The sequence below is a fragment of the Gemmatimonadota bacterium genome (genome assembly GCA_016719105.1).
In the GTDB taxonomy this organism is placed as follows: Bacteria; Gemmatimonadota; Gemmatimonadetes; order Gemmatimonadales; family Gemmatimonadaceae; genus SCN-70-22.
On sequence record JADKAQ010000008.1, the window covers coordinates 39522 to 62133 of the forward strand.

At 69.8% G+C, this 22612-nt stretch carries 18 protein-coding genes; 11 read left to right on the plus strand and 7 right to left on the minus strand.

Annotated features, from left to right (window positions below):
• Positions 1 to 221 precede the first annotated feature (221 nt).
• From IPN47_10745 to IPN47_10765, 5 genes are all read left to right on the plus strand, one after another.
• Complete coding sequence (locus IPN47_10745; protein MBK9408501.1) at positions 222 to 2807, plus strand: zinc-dependent metalloprotease; 2586 nt, start codon at positions 222 to 224, stop codon at positions 2805 to 2807.
• 289 nt (positions 2808 to 3096) lie between these two features.
• The gene (locus IPN47_10750) at positions 3097 to 3780 is read left to right on the plus strand and encodes a methyltransferase domain-containing protein (protein ID MBK9408502.1); all 684 of its coding nucleotides are present in this window, start codon (positions 3097 to 3099) and stop codon (positions 3778 to 3780) included.
• Between the two features lie 87 nt (positions 3781 to 3867).
• On the plus strand, positions 3868 to 6915 hold the full coding sequence (locus IPN47_10755; GenBank protein ID MBK9408503.1) for a TonB-dependent receptor: 3048 nt from the start codon (positions 3868 to 3870) through the stop codon (positions 6913 to 6915).
• A gap of 19 nt (positions 6916 to 6934) precedes the next feature.
• Positions 6935 to 8308 carry a RagB/SusD family nutrient uptake outer membrane protein gene (locus tag IPN47_10760; protein MBK9408504.1) on the plus strand — a complete coding sequence of 458 codons (1374 nt, stop codon included), beginning with the start codon at positions 6935 to 6937 and terminating at the stop codon, positions 8306 to 8308.
• 14 nt (positions 8309 to 8322) lie between these two features.
• Positions 8323 to 9129, plus strand: coding sequence for a DUF4397 domain-containing protein (locus IPN47_10765; protein ID MBK9408505.1), 807 nt, complete (start codon positions 8323 to 8325; stop codon positions 9127 to 9129).
• A 93-nt stretch (positions 9130 to 9222) separates the two neighbouring features.
• Here the strand turns inward: IPN47_10765 and IPN47_10770 are convergent, their stop codons facing one another.
• On the minus strand, positions 9223 to 10053 hold the full coding sequence (locus IPN47_10770) for a hypothetical protein (GenBank protein ID MBK9408506.1): 831 nt from the start codon (positions 10051 to 10053) through the stop codon (positions 9223 to 9225).
• 47 nt (positions 10054 to 10100) lie between these two features.
• Complete coding sequence (locus IPN47_10775; protein ID MBK9408507.1) at positions 10101 to 10751, minus strand: RNA polymerase sigma-70 factor; 651 nt, start codon at positions 10749 to 10751, stop codon at positions 10101 to 10103.
• 141 nt (positions 10752 to 10892) lie between these two features.
• Between IPN47_10775 and IPN47_10780 the strand changes: the two genes are divergently transcribed.
• Together IPN47_10780 and IPN47_10785 are read left to right on the plus strand one after the other, a co-directional pair.
• Positions 10893 to 12002: a DUF4974 domain-containing protein gene (locus IPN47_10780; GenBank protein ID MBK9408508.1), complete on the plus strand. Its 1110-nt coding sequence runs from the start codon at positions 10893 to 10895 to the stop codon at positions 12000 to 12002.
• Complete coding sequence (locus IPN47_10785) at positions 11999 to 14515, plus strand: TonB-dependent receptor (GenBank protein MBK9408509.1); 2517 nt, start codon at positions 11999 to 12001, stop codon at positions 14513 to 14515. The genes IPN47_10780 and IPN47_10785 overlap by 4 nt, the downstream gene beginning before the upstream one ends.
• A gap of 61 nt (positions 14516 to 14576) precedes the next feature.
• On the opposite strand, the gene IPN47_10790 is transcribed toward IPN47_10785, so the two are convergent.
• From IPN47_10790 to IPN47_10810, 5 genes are all read right to left on the minus strand, one after another.
• Positions 14577 to 14990: a prepilin-type N-terminal cleavage/methylation domain-containing protein gene (locus tag IPN47_10790; protein MBK9408510.1), complete on the minus strand. Its 414-nt coding sequence runs from the start codon at positions 14988 to 14990 to the stop codon at positions 14577 to 14579.
• A 38-nt stretch (positions 14991 to 15028) separates the two neighbouring features.
• On the minus strand, positions 15029 to 15589 hold the full coding sequence (locus IPN47_10795) for a hypothetical protein (protein ID MBK9408511.1): 561 nt from the start codon (positions 15587 to 15589) through the stop codon (positions 15029 to 15031).
• A gap of 147 nt (positions 15590 to 15736) precedes the next feature.
• Positions 15737 to 16642 (minus strand): DUF4097 family beta strand repeat protein, encoded by a 906-nt coding sequence (locus IPN47_10800; protein MBK9408512.1) that lies wholly within the window; start codon positions 16640 to 16642, stop codon positions 15737 to 15739.
• 8 nt (positions 16643 to 16650) lie between these two features.
• Positions 16651 to 17379, minus strand: a complete 729-nt coding sequence (locus IPN47_10805) for a zf-HC2 domain-containing protein (GenBank protein ID MBK9408513.1) — start codon at positions 17377 to 17379, stop codon at positions 16651 to 16653.
• On the minus strand, positions 17376 to 17939 hold the full coding sequence (locus IPN47_10810) for an RNA polymerase sigma factor (GenBank protein MBK9408514.1): 564 nt from the start codon (positions 17937 to 17939) through the stop codon (positions 17376 to 17378). Before IPN47_10810 ends, IPN47_10805 begins: the two co-directional genes overlap by 4 nt.
• 139 nt (positions 17940 to 18078) lie before the next feature.
• Between IPN47_10810 and IPN47_10815 the strand changes: the two genes are divergently transcribed.
• From IPN47_10815 to IPN47_10830, 4 genes are all read left to right on the plus strand, one after another.
• Positions 18079 to 19074: a flippase-like domain-containing protein gene (locus IPN47_10815; protein ID MBK9408515.1), complete on the plus strand. Its 996-nt coding sequence runs from the start codon at positions 18079 to 18081 to the stop codon at positions 19072 to 19074.
• Between the two features lie 105 nt (positions 19075 to 19179).
• A complete protein-coding gene (locus IPN47_10820; protein ID MBK9408516.1) occupies positions 19180 to 19605 on the plus strand; it encodes an SCP2 sterol-binding domain-containing protein in 426 nt (141 codons plus the stop codon).
• A gap of 17 nt (positions 19606 to 19622) precedes the next feature.
• On the plus strand, positions 19623 to 20108 hold the full coding sequence (locus IPN47_10825) for a TfoX/Sxy family protein (GenBank protein MBK9408517.1): 486 nt from the start codon (positions 19623 to 19625) through the stop codon (positions 20106 to 20108).
• A 74-nt stretch (positions 20109 to 20182) separates the two neighbouring features.
• On the plus strand, positions 20183 to 22591 hold the full coding sequence (locus tag IPN47_10830; GenBank protein ID MBK9408518.1) for an ABC transporter permease: 2409 nt from the start codon (positions 20183 to 20185) through the stop codon (positions 22589 to 22591).
• Positions 22592 to 22612 lie beyond the last annotated feature (21 nt).

Consider the following 22612-nt stretch of genomic DNA (forward strand, 5'->3'; position numbering starts at 1 on the left):
CAGCAGATCGCCGAGTCCGTGTCGCCCGTCGTCTGGCGGCACGGACGGTGAGCCGCGGCACCCGCCACGGCAGCATCGGCGGTGGGGACGGCCGGGTCGCCGTCGCCCCCCGCCGGGCCTCCAGCGCGAATCGACCGAACAGCGTACACTAAGGCACGCTTGGGTCGTTCGTCGCGCCTGGTGGCGCGTCCACACGATCCACCCCACCCACGGATCCCTTCATGTCGCGTTTGTCGTTCTCGCGATCTGCGATCGCCCTCTCGGCGACGCTCGCCGTCCTTGGCGCCTGCAAGACGGCGCCACCGACCACGGCCCCGTCGCCTCGGGCGCCCAATGCCGGCGCCAACGCGCCGCGTCCCACTGCCCCGACCCCGGCGGCACCGCAGGGCGACTCGGCCCGCGCGCAGATCCCCGGCTTTCCGGGCGCGGCGGGGGCGACCGATCCGGCGCCGCGCCCGTACAACCGCGTCGTCACCCCCAACGCCGTCACGCGCGATGGGCTCTTCAAGACGCACCGCATCGGTAGCCGCCTCCTCTTCGAGATCCCGAAGAGCGCGCTGAACAAGGACTTCCTCCTGGTCGCCCGTGCGGCCCGCGTCCCGGTGAACGCCGGCTACGGCGGACAGCAGGTGGGGCCGCGCCGCGTGGTGCGCTGGGAGCGTCGCGACAATCGCATCCTCCTGCGCAACGTCTCCTACGAGACCGTCGCCGACTCGACGACGGCGATCGCCCGCGCCGTGCGCAATTCCAACTTTGACCTGATCCTCGCCGCCTTCAACGTGGATGCCTACGGCGCCGACAGCGCCGCGGTGATCGACGTGACGCGCCTGTACACGGCGCCGCCGAGCGAGATCGGACCGGGGAACCAGTTCCGCGGGGCCCCCGACGCCACCCGCTCGTTCATCGAGAAGGTCCTGGCGTTCCCGACCAACGTCGAAGTCGAGGCGGTGCTGACGATCGCGTCGCCGCCCGGACTGCCGGCGGCCCAGGCCAACCCGTTCGCCCCCGCGGCCAACGGCACGGCGTCGCTCGTCATGCACTGGAGCATGGTGAAGCTCCCCGACGTCCCGATGATGCCGCGCCTGGCCGACAAGCGCATCGGCTTCTTCTCGCTCAGCAACCTCGATTACTCGCGCCCCGAGCAGCGCGCGCAGGAGCGCGAGTACATCGTGCGCTGGCGCCTGGAAAAGAAGGACCCGAGCGCCGCCAAGTCGGAGCCGGTCAAGCCCATCACGTACTACGTCGATCCGGCCACGCCGGACTGGCTCAAGCCCTACGTGAAGAAGGGGATCGAGCAGTGGCAGGTGGCCTTCGAGGAGGCGGGCTTCATCAAGGGGATCGTCGCCGCCGATGCGCCCAAGGACGACCCGAACTGGTCGCCGGAAGATGCGCGCTACTCGGTGGTGCGCTGGTTCCCCTCGACCATCGAGAACGCCACCGGGCCGAACGTGAACGACCCGCGCTCGGGCGAGATCCTCGAGTCGGACATCTACATGTACCACAACATCATGAACCTGCAGCGCTCGTGGTACTTCACGCAGGTGGGGCACCTCGACGCGCGCGCGCGCCAGTGGCCGTTCCCCGACGCGCTGATGGGACGCCTGGTGGAGTTCGTCGTCGCCCACGAAGTCGGGCACACGTTAGGCTTCCAGCACGATCAGAAGGGCTCGTCGACGTATCCGGTCGACTCGGTGCGCTCCAAGACGTGGGTCGCCCGGATGGGGCACTCGCCGTCGATCATGGACTACTCGCGCTTCAACTACACCGCGCAGCCCGAAGACGGCATCCCGCTCGACGACCTGATCCCGCGCATCGGCCCCTGGGACAAGTACATCACGCGCTGGGGCTACACGCCGATCCCGTCGGCCAAGACGCCGGACGAGGAGTGGGCGACGCTCGACAAGTGGTCGCGCGAGCAGGACGCGACCCCCTGGTACCGCTTCAACATGTCCGACTCGCGCGGCGCCGATCCGGGCGACCACAGCGAGGCCGTGGGTGATGCCGACGCCGTGAAGGCGACCGGGTGGGGGATCAAGTCGATCAAGCAGATCGTCCCGCTCCTCGTCCCCGCCACGGTGCAGGACGGCAAGGACTACGAGGACCTGTCGCAGATGTACGGGCGCCTCATCGGCCAGTGGGCGACCGAGCTGTCGCACGTGGCCGACGTGGTGGGCGGGACGCAGGCGCAGGAGAAGTACGCCGGCCAGTCGGGTCCGCGTTACGTCCCCAACTCGCGGCAGCACCAGAAGGACGCGGTGAAGTTCCTCAACGACAACGCCTTCGCCACGCCGACCTACTTCCTGCTCGACGACATCCTGCGGAAGATCGAAGTCGAAGGGGCGATCCGGCGCATCAACGGCGCGCAGGGGCGTGTCCTCAGCCAGCTCATGAACGACCGCCGCCTCGAGCGCCTCATCGAGTTCGATGCGATGGCCAAGCCAGGCGAGGCGTACACGCTGGCCGAGATGGCCGCCGACGTGCGCAACGGCATCTGGAGCGAGCTGTCGTCGGGGAACGTGCGCATCGATGCCTATCGTCGTGAGCTGCAGCGCACCTACCTCACCGCCGTCGAGTCGAAGATCAATCCGCGACCCGTCGTGATGCCCGCCGGCCTCCCGGCGCAGTTCGCCGCGCAGTTTGCCGGGGCGCGCGCCACCAGCGACATCAAGTCGATCTTCCGCGCCGAGCTGCGAGCGCTCGACGGCCAGCTGGCCGCAGCAGCCGGTCGCGCGACCGATCGCACCACGCGCGCGCATCTCGACGATGCCCGCGCGCAGATCAAGAAGATCCTCGACCCCAACAGCTGACGGACACCGGCCGACGGACCACCGGTTAACGCACAACCAAGCGCTGACCCGTCAGCCGGCAGCTGCACGTCGAGACGGCCGCATCTCCCTCCCAGGGGATGCGGCCGTCTCGCGTTCCGACTGCACTTGGCCGGTTGTCTGGCCATCCCCCTCCAGCGCAGCGCTCCGGCTGAGGTTGTCGGGCGCGGTGGGGCGCGGTCAGGGGAATCACCTCCACCGGTGGCGCGACGCACTCGCACCGCTCAGCTTTCGCGCCCGCGCGCTGCATCACGCACCCCACGCGACCGGTATGTCCTCTCCGCTCAGCGACGAAAAGATCATCGACTCCTGGCGCCGCAACGCCGCTCCGTGGTCCACGGCCGTGCGCGAAGGGCAGATCGACTCGCGCCGCCTGGTCACCGATCGCGCCATCCTCGAGGCGGTGATGCGGCAAGCGCCGGCCACGGCGCTCGACATCGGCTGCGGCGAAGGGTGGCTCTCCCGTGCCCTGAGCGAGCATGGCATAACGACGATCGGTGTCGACGTCATCCCTGAACTGGTCGAGGCCGCGCGCCTCGCCGCCCCCGGGGGAGACTATCGCGTGGCGTCGTACGAGGCGATCGCGGCCGGGGCGCTCGATGTGCAGGTCGACGTCGCGGTGGCCAATTTCTCCCTCATCGGCAAGGAGGCGGTCGACGCGCTCGTACGGCGCATCCCCTCCCTGCTCGTCCCACGTGGGCGCCTGATCGTTCAGACGCTGCATCCGGCGTCGACGCTGGGCGAACTCCCGTATGTTGACGGCTGGCGCCCCGGGTCGTGGGCTGGCTTCAGCCCGAGCTTCACCGACCCGGCCCCGTGGTTCTTCCGCACGCTCGCCACGTGGGTCACCCTCATCATCGAGAGCGGGTTCGTCGTACGCGAGCTCGCCGAGCCGTTGCACCCGCACACGCTCAAGCCGGCATCGCTGCTCATCGTCGCCGAAGCGAAACCGTAGGGCGTCCGGAACCGCTTTACCTCTCACCGCACCGCTGATGTCGGCACCACCACCCCTCCCCCTCATCGGATTTCTGGAGTCGTAGAGATGCCCCTCCCTGGTATACGACGCGGCCTCATCGCCGCCCTCGTCCTCGCCACCCCGTGGCTCGCTACCCCATGGCTCGCCGCTGGCGCGCAGGGGAACACGGGGACGATTCGCGGACGCATCACCGACGCCGCCTCCGGGCGCGGACTGGGTGACGCCCAGGTCCTCGTCGCCGACACGCGCATCGGGGCGTTGAGCTCCGCCGACGGAAGCTTCGCCCTCGTCAGCGTCCCGGTCGGGACGCGCGCAGTAACGGTTCGCCGCCTGGGCTACCAGCCCGTCTCCCGCACCGTCACCATCGCGGCCGGGGCCACTGCAACGCTCGACGTGTCGCTGCAGGTGAGCGCGGTCAACCTCTCCGAGGTCGTCGTCACCGGCTCGGCCGCCCCCACCGAGAAGCGGAAGATCGGGACGAGCATCGCCTCGGTCGACTCGACGCTCATCACGCGCGCCGTCGCGACCACGATCGACCAGGCGCTGCAGGGGAAGGTGGCCGGTGCGCAGATCTCGCAGAACTCCGGCGGCCCCGGCGGCGGCGGCGTCTCCGTACGACTGCGCGGGACCAACTCCTTCATCTCCGGCTCCGACCCGCTGTACATCGTCGACGGCGTCATCATCGACAACGGCTCGGCGCAGCTCGCCGACCTCGGCACGCGCGCCAACCCGCAGAACCGCCTGGCCGACCTCAATCCGGCCGACATCGAGCGCATCGAGATCATTCGCGGCGCGGCGGCGGCGGCGCTCTACGGCTCGCGCGCCAACAACGGCGTGGTGCAGATCTTCACCAAGAAGGGGACGATCGGCAAGCCGCGGTTTGGGCTCAACCTGCGCTACGCCACCAACGAGTTGCGCGCGCAGCAGCCATTCAACTTCTATCCGTACAACGAGGCCGGGCTTCCGGTCCAGCGCTTCAACTACCAGGACGACATCTTCCAGCGGGCGCCGGCCAGCGAGGCCAACCTCACCGTCGAGGGGGGCAACGACCAGACGCGCTACTTCATCAGCGGGAACTTCAGCGATGAAGACGGGATCATGCGCTCCACGTCGTCGCGTCGCTCGGGGGCGCGCATCAACCTGCAGCAGCAGCTCGCGTCGCGCCTCATCGCCAACGTCACGGCCAACTACGTCAACACGCAGAACCAGGTCCAGGCCTTCGGCGAGCAGAACAGCTACGGCATCATGGGGTCGCTCTTCTTCGCCCCCACCAACGTCGACTTCCGCCCGGTCAACGGGATCTACCCCCTCCCGCCGGCGCTCGGCACCAACCCGCTCCTGGCCATCGATCGCATCCGCAATCCGCAGGTGATCGACCGGTTCATCGGCTCCACCAAGCTCACCTGGACGCCGATCCCGGCGCTCCTGCTCGACTATACGTTAGGCATCGACAACATCGGCTTCGAGCAGCGGCAGTTCATCCCCCGCGGCGCCGTGCTCGGCACCTCGCTCCTGGCCACCGGGCAGTCGCAATCGGCGTGGCAGGGCAACCGGGTCATCAACCAGGACGGGGTCGCGACGTACAGCTGGCCGGCCCTCGGCACGATGGAGCTGCGCACCACGGGCGGCTTCAACTTTACGCAGCAACAGGTGCGCACCACGCTGGCCTCGGCCAACGGCCTTGCCCCGGTCGGCGACCTTGTGAGTGCCGGCTCGGTCTTCTCCGCCGGGCAGACCGAGGTCGAGCTCCGCACGCTGGGCTTCTATGCGCAGCAGGAGGTGTCGTTCGCCGACAAGCTCTTCCTCAGCGCCGCCGCCCGGTACGACGCGTCGTCGACCTTCGCCCCGTCCGAGCGCTGGCAGCTCTTCCCCAAGTTCTCGGCCTCGTACGTCCTGGTCGACAATCGCTCGGGACTGTTCAACAACCTGCGCCTGCGCGGCGCCCTGGGATGGGCGGGTTCGCAGCCGGGGATCGTCAACGCCTATTCGCAGTTTGTCACCTTTGCCCAGAGCCCCTTCGCCGGACGCCCGGGCTTCGTCAACGACGTCACCTTCGGCAACCCGACGCTGCGCAACGAACGCGCGCGCGAATGGGAGCTGGGGACCGAGGTCGGCTTCCTCAACGGGCGCGTGGGCGGTGAGGTCACCTACTACGACCGCATCGTCGACGACCTCCTCTTCTTCCGACCGCTCCCCACCAGCACCGGCTTCTCACGCCAGTTCTTCCCCATCGGGAGCATGTCCAACAAGGGGATCGAGGTGTTGCTGCGTACCACCAACGTCGACCAGCCCAACTTCCAGTGGTCGTCGACGGCGACCTACACGAAGAACACGAACCTGGTCGAGTCGCTGTCCATCCAGGACTTCCAGTCGGCCGGCGGCTATCCCAATCGCATTCGCACGGGGCAGCCGGCGGGCGTGTTCTACGGCTCGTACGCCGCGCGCAACTGCGTCACCGGCGCACTCTTGCTCGACTCGTTGGGACGCTATCGCCGCAGCAACCAGACGGTGGACATGGGGACCGCGGCCCAGCGGCGTGCCATCTCCGGCGGCACCTGCAACGATTCGCTCAACAACGTCATCGGTGACCCGAACCCGTCGTTCCTGGCGTCGCTCCTCAACGAGATGACGCTGTTCAAGAAGCTCCGCCTGCGCGTCCTGCTCGACGGCGTCTTCGGCAACGACATCATGAACCTGTCGACCCGCGCCCAGAACGCCGGCGTCGCCAGCAACTCCAAGGAGATGGAGCGCGAACTCCTCCCCTACGGCGATCCGCGCAAGCTCCCGCCGGGCTTCAACTCCCGCACGCAGGGGATCTTCGAGTACTGGATCGAGGACGGAAGCTTCGTGAAGCTGCGCGAGTTCTCCGCCAGCTACACGTTCGACCAGCCGTTCGTGAAGCGCGTCGTCCGCGACGGCATCGCCCTCACCCTGTCCGGGCGCAACCTGTGGGTCTGGACCGACTACAGCGGCTACGACCCCGAGATCAACCTCTTCGGCACCAACGCCGGCGGGCTTGGCTCGGCGCAGACGACCGCCGCCGACCGCGGCTTCGACTTCGGTGGCTACCCCATCCCGCGCGTGTGGTCGATCAGTGCGCGATTCACGTACTGACCGGGAGCACGAGACTACCATGCGACTCATCCGACCGTTCGCGGTGGCCGCGGCCGCCGTTTCCATGCTCGCCCTCGCGGGCTGCTCGCTCGACCTGCAGAACCCCAATGCCCCCACCGAGGAGCAAGTCACCACCAGCCCTGACGGCGTGATCGCCCTCGCCACCGGGCTGCAGGGGCGCTTTGCCACCTCGTACTTCAACTACGCCTACATGGCCGGGCTGGTGACCGACGAGTTCGCGGCCACCTCCGCCGCCCTCATCTCCATCAGCGACGCCGAGCAGGGGGCCGTCCCGTCGGGGACCGGCATCGCCGACAACGTGTTCAACTCGATCTACCGCACCGTGCGCACCGCCGACGACCTGCTCAACGGCGCCAACGCGCTGGGGGCGCAGTTCGACGCCGGGACCAAGTCGGGGTTGCAGGTGCTGGCCTACATGCTCAAGGCCGAGGCGTTAGGCGAGGCCATCCAGTCGTACCAGAAGCTCCCGATCAAGACGTTCGGCGAGACGGCACCCACCTACGTCACGCGCGCGCAGGCGCTCCCGTACGTGCGCGCCCTGCTCGACTCGGCCGTCACGATCCTCGCCGCTACCCCGCCCAGCGCGTTCTTCACCACCAGCATCCTCACGCCGGGCGTCTCGCTCACCAACACACTCAACCTGCTGCGCGCGCGTTATGCACGCATGGCCGGTGACGACGCCACCGCGCTGGCGGCGGCCAACCTCGTCGCGCGCACCGGGACCGCCGCCCTGTCGGTGCTCACCTTCCCGGCCCCGAGCGTGAACCCGTACGCCAACGTCACCGGCGGGACCAACGGGATCGCCGTGCGGCGGCAGTGGCGCCTCTCGATGCTCCCGGAGGATCGACGCTTCCAGTACTTCGTGGTGCCGTCGACCACCCTCAGCGGACGCGTCGGTGCGTTGCTCGATCCGTGGAATCGATATGCCAATCCCACCGCTCCGCTCCCCGTCTATCTCCCCGACGAGGCGTTGCTGATCAAGGCCGAGGCTCTGGCCAACCAGAACCAACTCTCGGCGGCGCAGGCCGTGCTCGACTCGGTGCGCACCGACTGCACCGGTGGACGCGGGCTGGATGACCCCAAGGCGTGCCTCCCCGCGCTCACCGCGCCGCTCACCCAGGCGCAGCTGCTGACGGAGATCTACACCCAGCGACGCTACGAACTGTTGGGGACCGGGCTCCGCTGGGAGGATGCGCGCCGTCGCGGCGCCGTGCGCGGGCCGTTCGCCGCCCCCGGCGTCCCGACCGACGCGCAGCGCTGCTGGCTCCCGTACGCCGTCGGCGACCGCAACGCCAACCCCAACGCCACCTTCGCCGCGCTCCCCGATCCTGCGGAGCCCTCCGCCTTCCCCGCCTCATGCCCCGTCCAGTGAGGCGCCGACCGATCATGACCCAGACATCCATCCACTCCATTCGGACGGTGCGCGTGGCGCGTCGACTTCCGTGGTTCCTCGCCAGCCTCGCCCTCGTGGCCGGGAGCGCCGCCTGCGGCACCGACACGGCCGCCGGCCCGTTGCAGCCGACGGGGGCGCAGGGACGCGTGCGCTTCGTGAACGTCATCACCGACACCACACGCGGGCGGGTGAATGCGATCCTCGAACGCCTCCCATTCGGGGTGAACCTCACCTACACGCAGAGCACGCCCGCCTCGCTCGCCGCTCCCAACACGGCGCCCTATGCGGCGGTCCTCACCGGTGACCGCTCGCTCGTCCTCAAGCGCACCGCCGACACCACGGTGACGGTGGCGACGATCCCGTTCGCCGTCGTCGAAGGACAGGACAAGAGCATCTACGCCATCGGCGGCGCCGCCGGCTCGGCCATCACCCCGTTCGTCACCGTCGACACCAACCCCGCCGCGCCGGCCACCCAGGTGCGGGTACGCGTCGTGCACCTGAGCCCCACCGCAGGGAACGTCGACATCTTCGTCACCGCGGTCGGTGCCGACCTGGCCGCCGCGACCCCCACGCTCTCCAACGTGGCCTACCGCGCCGTCTCCGGGTACCTCACCGTCGCGCCGGGAACGTATCAGGTGCGCGTCGTCCCGGCGGGGACCGCGCCGGCGCAACGCGCCGCCAACGTTGCCATCAACGTCGCCGCGCTCGCCCTCACCGGCGGCACGGGGCGCACGATCGTCGCTGCCGACAATGCCCGCGGCGGCGCCCCGCTGCAGGCCTTCGTGCTGAGCGATCGCTGAGCCGAACGGCAACACAGTCCGAAAGAAGCGCGGGCCGTCCCGACCAGGGGCGGCCCGCGCTGCGTTAGGCAACGATGCGTGGACGGGCGGCCGCTACTTGCACCCCGTGTCGCTCTTCGGAGCGGCACACGAGAAGAGGATGCGCACCCCGTTCACCACCGGCTCGCCGACGCTCGACACGCGTCGCACCGCGCTCCCGGGCACCTCCTGCGGCGGTCGTCCCGATAGGCGCTGCATCGTGAGGTCGAAGCGCACCAGATAGCGCGCCTCCTCGCAGCGCGACATCCCCAGCGCATTGGCCTGCCTCGCCGAGTCGGCGCACGTCCCCAGCACCGCCACCTCGCGCAGCTTGACCCACCCGGCCGTCCCGTACCACGCGGTGCTGAGGTCGGGATAGCCCTGGGGTGAGTCGCCCACCTCTTGCTGCATCGCCGATCCGGCGGCAAAGACGGCAGCGGTCGATGCCGCCGGCCCTAACGACAGCGGGCTCAGGATCGGCGCCGAGTCGCTGGGCGACGTCAGGACGAAGACACGGGTCTTCCCGTTGTCGCCGCGCCGCCACCCGACCAGCGAGCGGCGCGCCGGCGGCCGGATCGACGCCGGGACAGCGGGAGCCCACTGCACCGCGCTCACGAAGGCGTCGTAGACCTCGCTCGTCGTCCCGGTCTGCACCTCCAGGCGCGACGGCGTCACGCCACCGCGCACCGCCAGCGCCGCATGGGCAAAGCCATCGCTGCGCGCGAGGTCGCCGTATTGCGCCGACGCCTTCGACATCGCGTCGAACGTCGCCGCCAGCGGCTCCACCTCCGAGGCAGGGTCCGCCACACCGGGCGAGTCGACACAGGCGACGGTCGCCGCGAGCCCCAACGTCACCGCCGCGGTGCGCGGCCAACGGCGTCTGGCGGCCCGGAAGGTCGAGTTCATGTCGCGTTCCTCATCCGCAAGAAGACACCCCGCTCCGCGCCCATCCCCTATCCCCCGCGAAACTTGGCCAGCGAGACGCGCAACGACTTGAGGGCGCGCCCCATCTGGGTCTCGACCGTCTTGATGCTGATTCCGAGCGCGTGGGCGATCTCCGCGTAGGTCATCCCCCCTTCGCGACTCATGACGAAGATCTCTCGGCAGCGCGTGGGGAGCTTGCCGATCGCGCCGTTCACCGCGCGCGCGACGTCGTCGGTCGAGGCATCGTCGTCGGTGGCCACCGTGGTCATCGGCTCGCCGCGCGCCGCCTCCTGCTCCTCCCACGCGTTCTCCAACTTCTTGCGCCGCAGGTGATTGAGGGCGGTGTTGCGCGCCGCCCGAAACAGGTACGTGCGCAGCGCATCGATTTCCGATAGCGACTCGCGCTTGGACCACAGCTTGAAGAAGACGTCCTGGACGAGCTCCTCGGCGATGTCCGGCGCGTAGACGAAGCGGCGGACGAAGGCGCACATCCCGGCGTAGTAGGCGCGAAACAGCTCCTCGAGCGCACGCTCGTCACCCGCGCGCAGACGACGGACGAGCTCGGAATCCCCTCGCGACGACGCCCCCGCTGGAGCCGGAAAGTCCGGCGGCGGCAGCTCGGGACCGTCCAGCTCAGCCCCTTCTATCGAGGAGTCGTCGTCGTCGAGCGGTGCGGTCATCTGGGGAGGAGGGACGTCATCGATCGGGGCGGTGGCCCCGGCTCGCGCCAACTGGCGACGGCACGTTAACATGCCCCGAGTTCGGGGAGTAAGGGGGTTCGGTTGCCCGCGTGTCTCCCTGTCGTGCGCGTTCCAGAGCCCATGCAACCCGACTTCCTCGCCGACAACGACTACGATCGCCTCGCCCGCTACCTCGCGGGGGAAGGCTCGGCCGTTGACCGGGCTGAGACCGAGCGGTGGGTCGCCGGTGACCCCGCCCGGGGGGCGGCGTTGGAGGCGATGAAGCTCGCCTGGACGACGCCACTCCCCGAGCCCGCGTGGAATGTCGACGCCGCCTGGGGAAAGCTCTCCTCGCGCCTCGCGGAGTCGTCGCCGGCACCTCGAAAGCACTCGAAGGTCTCCAGAATCGACTCACGGCGTCGTTGGTGGCAGGATACTGCTTCCGTGATGCGCGTGGCCGCGGCCGCTGTCGTCATCATCGGAGGGGCGCTGCTCCTCCCCAGGCTTCGCTCGTCGGACGGCGGCGCCGGTCAGGTCGCCGCCGTCTCGCCCATGTCGTTCACCACCGCGTCGGGCGAGCGACGGTCGATCAAGCTCCCCGACGGTTCGCTCGTCGTCCTTGGCGTCTCGTCGTCGCTCAGGACGCGTGACGGGTATGGAGCCGGTGCGCGCGAAGTCGAGCTGACCGGCGAGGCGCTGTTCACCGTCGTGCACGACGAGGCGCACCCCTTCCGGGTGATCGTCGGCGGCACCGTGGTCGAGGACCTCGGGACCGAGTTCGCCGTGCGCAGCTACGGCGACTCCCCGCAGGTTCGCGTGGCGGTCGCCTCGGGGTCGGTCGCCATTCGGCGCGGAGCCACGGCCGACACCGCCGTCGTCCTCGAGCCACGCGACATGGCGACCGTCGGCGAGGCCGGGCGCATCGACGTGCAGCGCGGCATCGATGTCGCCCCCTTCACGGCCTTCTCGTCCGGACGTCTCATCTTCAAGGACACCCCGCTCTCCGACGTCGCCCGCGAACTCGAGCGCTGGTATGGGGTCGAAGCGCGCATCACAGACAGTTCGCTCGCCGACAAGCACCTTACGGTGGAGTTCGAGCGCGAGACCCTGGACGAAGTCCTTCGCATCATTGGCATGAGCCTCGACGTGCGTTTCGTTCGCGACGGAAACCGAGTGGAGTTCACCGGGTCGGGCTTCTCCTCGACGCCGCCCTCGTCCGACGCGCCGGCGCTGGTGGAGGCGGGTGCGTGATACCACGTCGCGGGGCGACGGCACGGAGGGCGGCGCGCGCACTGGCGAGCGCCGCCCTCGTGGCGCTTGCCACCCCGGTCGCGACGCACTCGGCCCAGGCGCAGGATCGCCAGCTCGCCCGCGGCGATAGCACGCTCGCCCTTCGCAACGCCTCGCGGGGCGCCCTTCTCTCGCGCCCCGTTTCCCTGCATCTGGCTGACGTGTCGATCGAGCGGGCGCTGCGTGAGGTCGCCTCGCGGGCCGCGCTTCGGCTCTCGTACAGCAGCGACATCATCCCCAGCGCTCGCCGCATCACGATCGCGCGCGACGAAGCACCGGTGGGGGAGGTCATTCACGACATCCTGCGTGACACCGACCTCGACGTCGTCGTGAGCCCGTCCGGGTATGTCGTGCTGGTGCGCGTGCCGGGGCGGTCGCCGTTCAGCGTCGCCGCGCTCTTTGCCGACTCCAGCGCCCCGACACTCTCGCCGCTCTACACGCGGCAGTCGCTGCGTCCGCAGGTGATGGACCGCATCCTCGTGATGGGGACGCCGGCATCTGGGGCTCCCGAGCGCTCGTTGGCCAGCGCGGTCTCGGTGCTCACCGCCTCGCAGATCGCCCAGAGCGGTGCGACGAGCATGGAGCAGCTCTTTCGCAGTGGGATTCCCGGCGTCGTCGCCTGGGACCTCGGCGTGTCGGGGCCGTTCGCCCAGATCGGCTCGGTGCGCGGCTCCAGCTCGTTCAACGCCAACTACCTCAAGACCTACGTCGACGGTGTCGAGCTGGCGAGCCCGTACCTGCTCTTTGCCGTCGATCCGTACTCGGTCGAGCGCATCGAGGTCATTCGCGGGCCGCAGGGGTCGGCGCTCTACGGCTCCGATGCGATCAGCGGCGTGGTGCAGATCGTGACCCGCAAGGGATCGCCGTCGGCCAACTGGAAGCCGCAGTTCGATGCCGCGCTCACCGGCGGGATGATGGAGAGCCGCTTCACCGAGAACGCCAGCGCGACGCAGCATCACTCGGCGATGCTGACGGCCGGGGGCGGGCGGTCTTCGTTAGGCATCGGCGGGACGTTCGAGCAGGTCGGGGCGATCGTTCCCGGCGGCTCGTCGGGCTATCGCGGCACCTTCGGCGGCGCTCGCACGGTGCTCGGCCCACTCCGCCTCGACGCCACGATGCGCTACGCCGACGTGCACTTCGTCGCCCCCTCCAACCCGCTGCTGGGCTCCAATCCCGTCCCGTCCAGCATCCGGCCGCTGCTCGAGTCGCAGGAGATCGAGAACGAGACGTACGGCCTCACCGCCGACTTCCAGCCGCGCGCGTGGTGGCGGCAGACGCTCGTGGTCGGGATCGACCGGCACGCCGGCGCCATCGCCCCGCAGCGCGAGCCCGCGACCGTTGCCGACGCACTGCTCGGCGCCACCAAGGAGAACGTCAGCAAGTCGTCGCTGCGATACGCGATGGCGGTGCGCATGGTCGACACGCCGACGCTCTCGCTGGGCGCCACGCTCGGCGCCGAGCGGAGCACGCTCCTGCGCGAGCGCCTCGGCTTCCGTGCCGACCTCTCGGGGACCGGCACAGGGCTCGCCTCGCTCTACAACGACCAGGTCGACAACAGCGGCGTCTTCGGGCAGGTGAAGATGGAGGTGAACAACTCCCTCTTCCTCACCGCGGGGCTGCGGGGTGAGCGCAACTCGAGCTTCGGCGAGAACTACGGGACGGCGTACGCCCCGATGCTGGGAGCGGCGCTCACGCGCGACCTGGGCGCCACCACCGTGAAGTTCCGGGCCGCCTACGGCAAGGGGATTCGCCCGCCGCAGCCTAACGCGCGCCGGGCCATCCAGACGCTCGGCTTTCGCCAGGTCGCCAACCCCGAGCTGCAGCCCGAGGTGCAATCGGGGACCGAGGCGGGCGTGGAGCTGTACGTGGGCGATCGCGCCAACCTCTCGCTCACGACCTACAGCCAGACAGCGGACGGGCTCATCCAGCAGGTGGTGGCCAACCGTCGCATGAGTGCCCGCACGGTGCAGTTCCAGAACGTGGGTCGCATCCACAATCGCGGCGTGGAGCTCGAGGGGAGCGTGCGTTCCGGATCGCTGCGCGGCGACCTGACGTGGGCGCTCACCGACTCGCGCGTGCGCGCGCTTTCGCGCTGGTACACGGGCGACCTCAACATCGGCGATCGCGTCCCCGAGGTCCCCGCATCGGCCGGCATGGCCTCCCTCACGTGGGAAGCGGCCCGCTTCCGCACGACCGTGGGCGCCAACTTCGTCGGCGCGTGGGTCGGCTACGATTGGCTCAGCTTCTACGGCGGCGAGATGGCGGGGCAGTCGATGCGCCCCGAGATGCGCAGCTACTGGGTCGACTATCCGTCGATCACCAAGCCCTTCATCGGCTTCAACTACGCGCTGGCGCGTGGCGCCGAGTGGTACCTGCGCGTGGACAACCTCACCAACGTGCAGCAGAACGAGCGCGACAACCTGCAGATCACGCAGGGACGCACGGCGACCTTCGGATTGCGGCTGTCGCGCTAGGCGGCGTGCTCGCCGTTTCGCCGGCCCCCGCGGAGCGGGCGCCGTGCCGCTCACGCCCCCGCTACTTGCACTTGACCTCTCCGCTCGGCGTCGCGGCGGCGGCGCGCCCCACATACATCTTGCAGATGACCCCTGGGGCCGAGACGTGGATCGCTTCGGCGTCGAAGCCGGCGAACGGATCCGAGGTGGTGAGGGTCACGGTCACGCGGGAGCCGGTCCGGTAGTCGAGCAGCGCCTGGTTGATCGTGTACTGCCCATGATCGGCCCAGTAGGCCTCCTCGGCGATGCGCAGGTTGCCGAGATCGGTCTTCATCTCGGCGAGGTAGCCACGCTCCTTCATCGCCCGGAAACGTGCGACCGCCAGCGCCGTGAGGATGGAGAAGACCACCATCGCGACGAGGATCTCGACGAAGGTGAATCCTCGGGGCGTCCCGCGGCTCACGCGGCGACGGCGGAAAATCAGGGGGGCGCGCACGCCATGAATCTGCGTGTCGCGCCCCGCTCCTGCTACTCCTATCGCACGGCCGAGAGTTGCGCGGCCCGCTGCCGCAACGACTGTTCGACCTCCGACATGGCCACGGCCGCCGGGAGGGTATGGCCTTCGTGCTGCCGCGTGGGGACCCGGATGGCGGCCACGTCGCCGGAACGGGTGAGGTCGACGATCGCCGAGACCCGATCCTCGGGCCCCTGCGCCACCGAGACCACGAGCGTCCACGTACCCTCGTTAGGCCATTGCCGCGTGAGGGCGAAGGTCCCGGTGCGCGAGGTGGTCGCGAAGCGCAGCGGCACGCTTCGCCGCTCGCCGTTCACGATCCCCTCGGCGCTCCCGGAGACCGGGAAGGCGGTCGGGGTCCCATGGTGGAAGGCGTGCACCACGAGGAAGGCACCCTTGGTGGTGGCGTCGTACGGGTTCACCGGATACTCGATCGAGATCCACGGGGGGCCGACCAGCGCCGCCGTCGCGGCGGGCCCAGCGACGGCGGCAGGCACCACCGCGTCAGGATACGGCGTGTGGATCACATGAGGCGCGAGCACGAGCGGGAGGGCCATCGCCAGCGTGCGGGGAGCGAACATGGGGCTTCCTCTCATCGTTAGGGTCTGCCGGAACTTCGGCGCACCGATGAGATGCCGCCCAGGGGTCGCGCGTTTAGTCGTCGTCGCACGTTGCGTCGCCGCTGAGCGGCGGGTCGTCTCCCCACGTCAGGACGCGGTCGCGCGGATTCAGGGACGGGCGCCGAGCACGCTGACGGTGATCGTCCCCTTGAACGAGCGGGCCGAGACACGGGGGGAGTCGCCGTGCTCGATGGCGAGTTCTGCCCCGCGTCCCTCGCGACCGGGCGAGACGCGCGTGCCATCGTAGCGATTGCGGACCGCACCGGTGATGGAGGCGGCAACGAGGGAGAAGTCACCGCGCCGCGGGAGGGCGAGCTCGATCGCCCCGCTATGCGAGTCGATCGTGACGTCGCCTCCCCTGGCCGGGGTGGCCATGAAGTGGATGTCGCCGGTGACCGACTCGAGGCGCGCCCGCTCGACCGTTCCTTGCTCGAGTCGGAGCGTTCCGCTCACCGTCGTGAGGGCGAGGTCGGTACTGCCGCCGCGTACGGTGACGTCGCCGGTGGCGGTCTTGGCGCGCAGCCAGGCTGGCGTCCCATCGATCGTCACCCCGGCGTCCATCGCCTCGACTTGCAGCTCACGGGGCGAAGCGACGACCGTCACGCTCCCGCCGATCACGCTGATGTCGAGCCCGCCCTCGAGGTCGCGTGCCTCGACGACCGCGGTGCCGGCCTTGATCCAGACCCGCGCCCGCGTCGGGACGCGGATCTCGATCGACCCGCCGCTCGCCACCGCATCGTTGGGGGACTCGATGAACATCTTGGCCCCGCGCGCCGGCGACTTGCCGTCGCCGCCGATCATGACCTCCATGCGGACGCCCGCCGGGAGGGCGCCGGTCACGGCGAGCGAGTCCTTCGCCCATCCCGTCAGGCGCAATGTCCCCACGCTCCCCTTCACCCGGAACGAGAAGTCGGGGGCGACGGCATGGCGTTGGTTCACCTTCTGCTGGGCGCTCGCCGTCACGGGCAAGGCACAGGCCACGAGGGCCAGCGCCGTGGCGCCTGCGCGCATCATGTGGGTCATCACGTCTCGGAGGATTCGGCGGCGCGGCGCAGCAGTTCCACCTTCTGTCGGTACGAGGTGGAGAGGAGCTCCGCGAGCGCCTGGTTGGCAGGATCGGCGACGAGGGCAGCGCGCGCCTCGGCGATGGCAGCATCGATGGTGAGGAGCGAACGCTCGACGACCGCGATGGTCGTCGGGGCCAGGGCGTGGCGCTGGGCAACGAAGGCGGCGTGCAACTCGGCGAGGTTGTCGAGATAGGCCGCCTCGGTGGCGGCGAAGGACGCGGGCACGACCGGGGCCGTGCCGCCAGCCGCAACCGGCGTGGGCACTGTCGGGGTGCCGGTCGCCACCACGGGCACCGGCGCCACACCGTCACGGCGCAGGACGAGCGCCGTGATCCCCGACGACAGCGCCATCAGCACTACCGCGGCCGCAGCCAGCCAGCGACGGGACGGCCCGGGGCGCACCGGCACAACGGGCGGCGAGTCGGGGGGACGTGACGACAACGGCTTCCCGGTCCGCGCACCGCCAGCCGCAATCGTGGCGGCAACATCCTGCCACAACCCGGGAGGTGGCTCGATGGCCGGTGGCAGCGCCCGCGTACCGGCGCCGAGGGCGCGGAGCGCGTCGACCGCCGAGCGGCAGTCGCGACATTCCGCCAGGTGCTCGCGCACGTCGGCCTCGTCGGCGGCAGACAGTCGCCCGTCGACGCAGTCGTTGAGGCGATCCCACTCCAGGTGCATGCTCATCGTGACAGGAACTCCATCAGCAGTCGGCGGGCGCGGTGCAGGTGGGCCCGCACCGTCCCTTCAGCGATCGCCATCGCCTGCGCGATCTCGTCGTGCCGGTACCCTTGCACCTCGTGGAGCACAAAGACGGTGCGCGCGTTGGTCGGGAGGCGCGCAATCGCCGCCTCGAGGTCGAGCCGATCGCCCTCGTCGATTCTCACCACGCGTCGCATGGCCGGCGTTTCGTCATCCTCTTCCAACCCCGGTTCCTCGTGCGCCTGACGGCGCCGCTCCCCCCGCTGACGCTCCAACACCACGTTCACCGCCAGCCGGTGAAGCCAGGTGCTGAATGCCGCCTCGCCGCGAAAGCCCGGGAGCTTCTCCCACGCGCGCACGAAGACGTCGTGCGCGAGCTCCCGCGCGCGCTCCCGGTCGCCGGACATGCGCAGGCACAGAGCGAAAACCCGACCGGCCGTCGACCGATACAGCGCCTCGAATGCCTCCGACTCCCCCTGACGAGCACGCGACACCAGCGCCGCCTCGTGGGCGGCGTCCGCGTCGCGCGGGTCGGGGAGGGTCATCCCCACGAGGGATAGTGGCCGGGCGCCAGGGCGGTCATTCGTTCAATAGGATGCCGTAAGCCCCCCAACTGTTTAGTCGGGCCCCCAGTTCGGATAGATTCCCCGCCCTCACGACCCCCCACGCCCCCGCCCCGACGTCTTGACCCCTCTCCGCTGGTTCGCCACCGCCGTCTCCTTCCTGGCGACGTTCGGTGTGTCGGCGTACGTCATCGCGTCCAACTGGCCGGCCGAGGGGGCACCGCTCGGGCTTCCATGGTGGGGGCACCTGCTCTGCCTGGCGGCGTGGGGGCTCGACATTCTGTTCCGGGTGGTGAAGATCCGATTCAGCGCCCAGGCCATCGGGGTCCCGGTCACCTTCGGGGCGATCCTGCGCACGACGCTCGGGGGCGACTTCGCCGCCGCCATCACCCCCTCCCGGTCGGGGGCCGAGCCCGCCCGCTTCCTCATCATGAGCGAGTCCGGGGTCCCGCTGGGCGGCACGGTCCTCGTCCTGTTTCTCGAAATCTTCCTCGAGACCCTGTCGCTCTTCGCGGTCACCGCGGTCCTCGGATTGGTGCTGCACGATTCCAGCGGCCTGGTGCGCGGACTCCTCGGTACGGTCACCCTCTACTCGGCTGGCGTGGTCGCCGCCGGGGTCATCGCCTTTACGCTTTCCAAACGGAACGGGCGCGGGCCGAGGCCCAGATGGGTGCGCTGGATTGGTGTGAATGCTCTAATCTGGCGTCGCGTGCAACGGGGACTGCGGCAACTGCGCGGCAGTGTCGAGTCGCTGAGAGGAGCGAACAAGTCGACGATGCTCCTCGCATTGTTGTTCTCGATCCTGCACGTGAGCGCCCGCTTGCTCACGCTCCCCCTCATTGTCTGGAGCTATGGCGCGGATGTGGAGGCGGGGCCTCTCCTGCTGTGGCCGCTTATCCTCCTCTATGGCGCCGCGGTGGCGCCGGCCCCTGGCGGGGGGGGGATGGTCGAGGTGGCGTTCAAGGTGGCACTCGGCGGCACGCTCCCTGCACGGTTGCTCGGTGCATCTCTCATATGGTGGCGGTTCTACACCTTTTACCTCTACACGGCGGCCGGCGCGTTCGCGGCCGGACGTACCGTGATGCGGGCCCTGCGGCGCGCAAAGAGGCATCACTAGGGACGAACCGCTCGTAGGGCTGCCGCGCTTGCGATCGAACGAGGGTTCGGCCGGGACGCAGCCACGTGTGAGGGGCGATCAAGCGCACGGCAGTCGTTGCACCACGTGACTCCTCCTCCGTTCACCCAGACCTGGGCCGATGCCTTTCGCGACGCTGTCAACAGCGACGTCGCGTACCGGCAGGCTGGGCTTCAGTGGCAGTCGCCGCTCGCCTTCGTCCTCGACGATGGCGCGCCTGTCGGGCTCATCGGTCCCGTCGCACTCGAGATGCTGCTGGATCGCGGGCTGTGCCACACCGCCCGCATCATGTCGCCGGATGCCTGCACCGCGCCGTTTGTTTTTCGCGCCGGATACGACACCTGGAAGGACATCATGACCGGCGGACTCGACCCGGTCGCGGCGGTGATGCGTGGGCACGTCCGCTTGACCGGCAACGTCGCCGCCCTCATGATGCACGCGCGCGCCATCTCGGCCCTCGTGCGTTGCGCGCAGGCCGTACCAACCCAGTACACCGACAAACCGGCTGCCTGACGGCGGCGGGAGCTGCCATGCCGTTCGATGCCGGGCTCGTGGAACGTGTGCGCGACGCCCTGGCCCGATTGGGCGAGCGCGGATCGCGAGAGCGCCGTGTCTTCAGCGGCTACGGCTTTCTCCAGGGCAAGAACACCTTCGTCATCGTCTGGAGCGACGGGATCATCGTCAAGATGACGCCCGAGGAGTACCCGGCGGCGTTACGGCGCCCAGGGGTGACGCCATTTGCGCCTGACGGTGAGCGCCCCATGGGGACCTGGGTCTACGTCCGTGAGGAGGTCATCGCCGACGATCCGGAGCTGGCCGAGTGGGTCGCGATGGGGCTGCAGGGGGTGCGAGTCGCCCCCGCACCGGCCGCGGAGAAGAAGGCTCGCGGCAAACCAACGGGCGGGTCGCCTGTGACCAAGCAGTCGTCCTTCCGCGAGAAGCGCGTGGCCAAGAATGCGTCGTCACGTCGCAAGCGCTTGTCGAAGAAGGCGTCGCCGCGCGGCAAGCGCCGATAGCCCCCTCGACTCTCCGTTCGATGCGCCCCTGGCTGGACGATCTCCGCAGTGACGCTCGCATCGCGCTCCGCACCATGCGGCGCGCCCCCCTCTTCGCCGCCCTCGTCGTCTCGATCCTCGCGTTAGGGATCGGCGCGGCCACCACCGTCTGGGCGCTGGTCGACGGGATCGTCCTGCGCCCGCTCGCGTACGGCGCCCCCGACCGCCTGTACACACTGCTCGAGCAAACGGTCGATGGCGGCCAGCGCCCGCCGTCGTACCCCACCTTCCTCGACTGGAAGGCGCGCGCCACGGCGTTCGATCGCCTCGCCTTCGCACGTGGCGAGGATGTCTCGGTGCCCGAGCCCGAGGGGACGCGCCGAGTCATTGGCGCCTTTGTCTCCGGGGACTTCTTCCCGGCGCTCGGCGTCGCGGCACAGCTCGGGCGCACCTTCGGCACCGCGGTCGCGGGCGATCGTTCGGTCGTGCTTTCCTGGACGTTCTGGCAACAGCGTTTTGGAGGCGACCCGACGGTCGTGGGGCAGTCGCTGGCTACCATCAACGGTCCGTATACGATCGCCGGCGTGATGCCACGTGCCTTCGCCGAGCCGGCGTGGGCCGAGCTCTGGATGCCGATCGAGACGCTGCCGCCGCGGTCGCGCTTTGTGCTCGAGCAACGCACGCTGCACGTCGACGCGCAGGTCACCGGGCGCCTGGCCCCGGGGGTCTCGCGCGCGCAGGGGGAGGCGCAGATGCGCGCGATCGCGCAGGGGATTGCGAGCGCCTATCCCGAGGATGCCGCGCAGTGGACGCAGGTCTCCTTGAGTTCCTTGCGCGATGCACTGCTCGGCGACGCCGGGACGCGGCTTCGGGTGCTGGGGCTGGTGGTCACGCTCGTCCTCCTGATCACCGCGCTCAATGCGGCGGGACTGATGGTGGCACGCCACGCCGCCCGCGCGCGCGAGCTGGCGGTGCGCACGGCGTTAGGCGCGCGTGCCGGCCGCCTGGTGCGACAGCTCCTTGTGGAGAGCGTGGCACTCGCCGCCGCCGGCGGGGCGGCGGGGCTGCTGGCGTCGTGGGCCATGCTGGGGGCCATCCGGCGCTGGGCACCGCAGGTCTTTCCGCGACTCGCCGAGGTGCAGCTCGACGCCCGCGCCCTCGGCTTCGTGATCCTGATCGTCGCGCTGGTGTCGATCGTGCTTGGCCTCTTCCCGGCGCGCGCGGCGCTACGCGCCGGACTCTCCAGCGCGCTTCGGCACGGCACGGCGGGGAGTGGCGATGGGCGCGCCAGCACGCGATTGCGCGGGGCGCTGGTCGTGGTGCAGGTGGCGCTCGCCGTCGTGGTCGCGGTAAGCGCGGGGCTCGTAGGTCGCACGCTCACGATCCTGGGTGACACCCCGCTCGGCGTCGATCCCGACGGGGTGCAGGTGCTGCGCGTCTTTCCGCCGCCGGGAAAGTACGACTCGCCAGAGGCCGCACTGGCGCTCTTCCGTCGGCTCGAGGAGACCATGCGGGCGATACCCGGCGTGCAGAATGTGGCGCTCGCCAACCACGCCCCCTTCAGCGGCGGGATGGTCTTCACGCAGGTCCTCACCGATGCGCCGCCGGCCGCGGACGGAAGTGATCGCGCCGTGTACCGCACAGTGTCGCCGAGCTACCTGGCGACGATGGGGGGGGCGCTCAAGCGTGGACGCTTCCTCACCGACGAGGACCTGACATCGGTGGGGAGCGGTCTGGTGGTGAACGAGGCCTTCGTGCGGCGCTTCTCGTCGCAGGGAGATCCCCTGGGCAAGAGCATCACGGTGTTCCGCATGGCGCAGGGACGGGCCGACATGGGGACGCGCATCATCGCCCCCATCGTGGGGGTCATCGCCGACGAACGGCTCTTTGGCGCGGCGCAACCGGCGCCGCCCATCGTGTACGTCCCCTACACGTGGAATGTCTGGCCCAACATCTTCGTGGCGGTGCGCTCGTCGATGCCCACGGCGACGCTGGCGCCCCTGCTCAAGGCCGCGGTGTTCTCGGTCGAACCGGCGGTCCCTGTCGCGGGCACGAGCCCCTGGACCACGTTCCGCCCGCTCGGCTTCTACATCGATGGATTGCTGCAGGCGCGGCGGGTCAACGCCTGGTCGCTCTCGGCGTTCAGCATGGCCACGCTCCTCCTGGCGACCATCGGGATCTTCGGGGTCATGGCCTTCATCGTCGTGCAGCGGTCGCGCGAGATCGGGTTGCGTCTGGCGTTAGGCGCGTCGCCCGCGTCGGTGTCGCGCTGGGTGCTCTGGCAGACGGTGCGCCTGGCCCTGCTGGGCGTCGCGCTCGGGACGGGAGCGGCGCTGCTCTGGAGCCGGGCGCTGCAGGGAGCGCTGGTTGGCGTGGCCGCGACCGAGCCGATCGTGTACGTCGGCGCCGCCGCCCTCTTTGCGACGGCGGCGCTCCTGGCGGGGATCATCCCCGCGTGGCGTGCCGCGCGCATCGACCCGGTGCACATGCTCCGCGCCGACTGAGCGGCGCGCGTCACCCTCCGG